This is a genomic window from Synechococcus sp. H55.2, assembly GCF_047462495.1.
GTDB lineage: Bacteria > Cyanobacteriota > Cyanobacteriia > Thermostichales > Thermostichaceae > Thermostichus.
Genome location: NZ_JANSJH010000008.1, coordinates 18,705 through 22,411 on the forward strand (window position 1 = coordinate 18,705; position 3,707 = coordinate 22,411).

Below are 3,707 nucleotides of genomic sequence, written 5' to 3' on the forward strand. Positions count from 1 at the left end.
TGGCAGAAGCCGCGGAAGTATCCCCAGAAAAGGGGCTCTTGGATGCGATTCTGGAAAGCAACTTAATCAACATCGCCATCATCCTCACCTTGCTGTACATTTTGGGGCGCCGGGTGGTGGGGGAAGCTCTGGCCAAGCGGCGAGAAGGCATCCTCGAGGAGCTGCGCCAGGCGGAGCAGCGCAAGCAGGAGGCGATCGAGAGGCTGGCGGAAGAACAACAAAAGCTGGCGCAGGCCCAGCAAGAGGCGGAGCGCATTCGCAAACAGGCGGAGGCCAATGCGGAAGCCCGCCGGCAGGAGCTGTTGCAGCAGGCGGAGCGGGAGATCGAGCGGCTGCGCGCCAACGCCGAAAGGGATCTCTCTGCTGAACAAGAGCAAATTGTCCAGGAGCTGCGCCGCCAGATCGTGCGCCAAGCCCTGCGCAAGGTGGAGCAGGAGCTGCCGCAGCACCTCAGCGAGCAGGTTCACCAGCGCCTGATCGAACAAGGGATCCAGATGATTGCCCGCTAAGGAGGAGGAAGGGAAAAGCATGATCAGCCGCACCATGGCCGCCAAGGTGGTCGATCCCTACGCCGAAGCCCTGGTTTCTCTTGCCTCTGCTCAGGGGCTAATGGATACCTTTGAGGCCGACATCCGTTTTATGGCCGCGGTTCTGCAGGCCACGCCGGAGCTGGGCCAATTCCTCGCCAGCCCCCTGATCAAGGCGGAAGCCAAGAAAAACCTGCTGCAGCAGGTGTTTGCCGACCAGATCCACCCCCTGCTGCTGAATGCTCTTAAGCTGTTGTGCGACCGTCGCCGTATCATGTTCCTCGAGGCCGTCTGCCGGCGGTTCTTGGAGCTGCAGCGGAAGCTGCAAGATATCGTCCTGGCCGAGGTGACCACGGCGGTACCTCTGACGGAGGCGCAACAGCAGTCGATCCGCGAGCGGGTAAGAGACTTCACGCAGGCCAGGGGTGTGGAGCTCCAGATTGCCCAAGATCCCACGTTGCTGGGTGGGGTGATCATCAAGATCGGATCCCAGGTGATCGACCTCAGCTTGCGCGGCCAGTTGCGCCGGCTGGCGCTGCAGTTGGCCTAAATTGGCCCAGCGTTTTCCTCAATGATTTTTTTGGATCCCTTCCTATTCCGTTGAGAGGACTGCTATGCCTACGATTCGCCCAGACGAGATCAGTACCATCATCAAGCAGCAGATCGAACAGTATAACCAGGAGATGCAGATCTCCAATGTCGGTACCGTCCTGCAGGTGGGAGACGGCATTGCCCGCATCTACGGCCTGGAGAAGGTGATGGCCAGCGAACTGTTGGAATTTGAGGATGGCACCACCGGTATTGCCCTTAACCTAGAAGAAGACAACGTCGGCGCAGTGTTGATCGGCTCCGGGCGCAACATCCAAGAAGGATCCACCGTCAAAGCCACGGGCAGAATTGCCAGCATCCCTGTAGGGGAAGCCCTGCTGGGCCGCGTAGTGGATCCCCTGTGCAATCCCATCGACGGCAAAGGGCCGATTCACTGCACCGAGACGCGCCTCATTGAGTCCCCGGCCCCCGGCATTATCGATCGCCGCTCCGTGTACGAGCCTCTGCAAACCGGCATCACCGCCATTGACGCTCTAATCCCCATCGGGCGGGGGCAGCGGGAGCTGATCATCGGCGACCGCCAAACCGGCAAGACCACCGTTGCCGTGGACACGATCCTGAACCAGAAAGGGCAGGATGTGATCTGCATCTACGTAGCCATTGGCCAGAAGCAGAGCACCATCGCCCAGGTGGTGGGCATCCTGACCGAGCGAGGGGCGATGGACTACAGCATTGTGGTGGCTGCCGGCGCTGACAGCCCGGCACCGCTGCAGTGGTTGGCCCCCTATTGTGGCGCCACCATTGCCGAGTACTTTATGTACCAGGGTAAGCACACTTTGGTGGTCTACGACGACCTCTCCAAGCAGGCGGTGGCCTACCGGCAGATGTCGCTGCTGTTGCGGCGTCCGCCCGGTCGGGAAGCCTACCCAGGGGATGTATTCTATCTGCACTCGCGGCTGCTGGAGCGGGCGGCCAAGCTGAACAGCCGGCTGGGCGAGGGATCCATGACGGCGCTGCCGATTGTGGAAACCCAGGCCAACGACGTGTCGGCCTATATTCCCACCAACGTTATCTCCATCACCGATGGGCAGATTTTCTTGGAGTCGGATCTGTTCAACGCCGGTATTCGCCCCGCCATCAACGTTGGCATCTCTGTCAGCCGCGTCGGCTCGGCGGCCCAGACCAAGGCGATGAAGAAAGTGGCCGGCTCGATCAAGGTGGAACTGGCGCAATTTCGCGATCTAGAAGCCTTTGCCCAATTTGCCTCTGATCTGGACGAGGCCACCCAGAAGCAATTGGCCCGTGGCCAACGGCTGCAGGAGATCCTCAAGCAGCCGCAATATTCGCCCCTGTCTTTGGATCAGCAGGTGGCGATTATCTACGCCGGGACGCGGGGGTATTTGGACGACATTCCGGTGGAGAAAGTCTCCAGCTTCAAGCAGGGCCTGCTGTCCTACTTGGGCACCACCCATCCCAAGTATGGGGAGATCGTCCTCTCCACCAAGCAACTCACTGAAGAGGCGGAAGAGATCTTGAAAACCGCCATCACGGAGTTCAAACAGAGCTTCCTGGCCAAGGCGGCTTAGTTGCCGGGGATCCCTGCTTTGGGGATCCCCATCCAGTAACCACAGCAGAGGGGATCGGTTATGGCAAACCTAAAGCGGATTCGCGATCGCATCAAGGCGGTGAAAAACACCCGCAAGATTACAGAGGCCATGCGCCTGGTGGCGGCAGCGCGGGTGCGACGGGCCCAGGAGCAGGTGATGGCCACCCGTCCCTTTGCCGACCGCCTAGCCCAGGTTTTCTATCGGCTGCAAACGCGGTTGCGGCTGGAAAATGTCGAGTTGCCTCTGCTGAAGCAGCGGCCCATTGAAACGGTGGGCCTGTTGGTGGTGGCTGGGGATCGGGGCCTGTGCGGTGCTTACAATGCCAACGTTATCAAGCGCACCGAGGAGCGGGTGCGCGAGCTGCAGGAGACGGGGCTGCAGGTGCAGCTTTACCTGGTGGGCCGCAAGGTGGTGCAGTATTTTCAGCGCCGCTCCGCTCCCATTGCCAAGACCTACGTGAACTTGTCGCAGATTCCTACGGCGGCGGAAGCTGCGCAAATAGGGGATCAGCTCCTCTCCGCTTTCCTGTCCGAGAAAGTAGACAAGGTGGAGCTGATCTACACCCGCTTTGTCTCGCTGATTAGCTCCCGTCCGGTGGTGCAATCGCTGCTACCTCTGGATCCCACGCGCCTGGCTGCCCGCGACGACGAGATTTTTAACCTGCTGGTGCGGGGGGGAGAGTTCACGGTCGAGCGCAGCAAGATCGTTGCTCCTGTCTCAGCCCCGCCGCCAGACATGATCTTCGAGCAGGATCCGGTGCAGATTTTGGACGCGCTGCTGCCGCTGTACTTGAACAACCAGTTGTTGCGGGCTTTGCAGGAAGCAGCGGCCAGCGAGTTGGCGGCCCGCATGACGGCCATGAACAATGCCAGCGACAACGCCAGCGAACTCATCCGCACACTGGGCCTTGCCTACAACAAAGCTCGGCAGGCGGCTATCACCCAGGAGATCCTGGAGGTAGTTGCCGGAGCTGAGGCCCTATAAACTTCTCTCCCACCCTCACCCCCAACCCCTCTCCCAGAGG

The 3,707-nt window shown here is 60.5% G+C and carries 4 protein-coding genes; all 4 read left to right on the top strand.

What is annotated here, in order from left to right; genetic code table 11:
* The coding region (locus NW844_RS02125; RefSeq protein ID WP_414333064.1) for a F0F1 ATP synthase subunit B at window positions 1–509 on the top strand (509 nt) is incomplete at its 5' end.
* 19 nt (window positions 510–528) lie between these two features.
* Entirely contained in the window at window positions 529–1,077 is a 549-nt protein-coding gene (gene atpH, locus NW844_RS02130) for an ATP synthase F1 subunit delta (protein ID WP_414333066.1), read from the top strand.
* Window positions 1,078–1,141: 64 nt separating this feature from the next.
* Window positions 1,142–2,662: a F0F1 ATP synthase subunit alpha gene (gene atpA, locus NW844_RS02135; RefSeq protein WP_414333068.1), complete on the top strand. Its 1,521-nt coding sequence runs from the start codon at window positions 1,142–1,144 to the stop codon at window positions 2,660–2,662.
* Window positions 2,663–2,722: 60 nt separating this feature from the next.
* On the top strand, window positions 2,723–3,667 hold the full coding sequence (locus tag NW844_RS02140) for a F0F1 ATP synthase subunit gamma (RefSeq protein ID WP_414333069.1): 945 nt from the start codon (window positions 2,723–2,725) through the stop codon (window positions 3,665–3,667).
* The last annotated feature ends 40 nt before the right edge of the window (window positions 3,668–3,707 follow it).

What these genes read in the sequence shown, in the direction of transcription:
- atpH (WP_414333066.1), top strand. Translation starts at nt 529, where the DNA reads ATGATCAGCCGCACCATGGCCGCCAAGGTGGTCGATCCCTACGCCGAA.
- atpA (WP_414333068.1), top strand. Translation starts at nt 1,142, where the DNA reads ATGCCTACGATTCGCCCAGACGAGATCAGTACCATCATCAAGCAGCAG.
- NW844_RS02140 (WP_414333069.1), top strand. Translation starts at nt 2,723, where the DNA reads ATGGCAAACCTAAAGCGGATTCGCGATCGCATCAAGGCGGTGAAAAAC.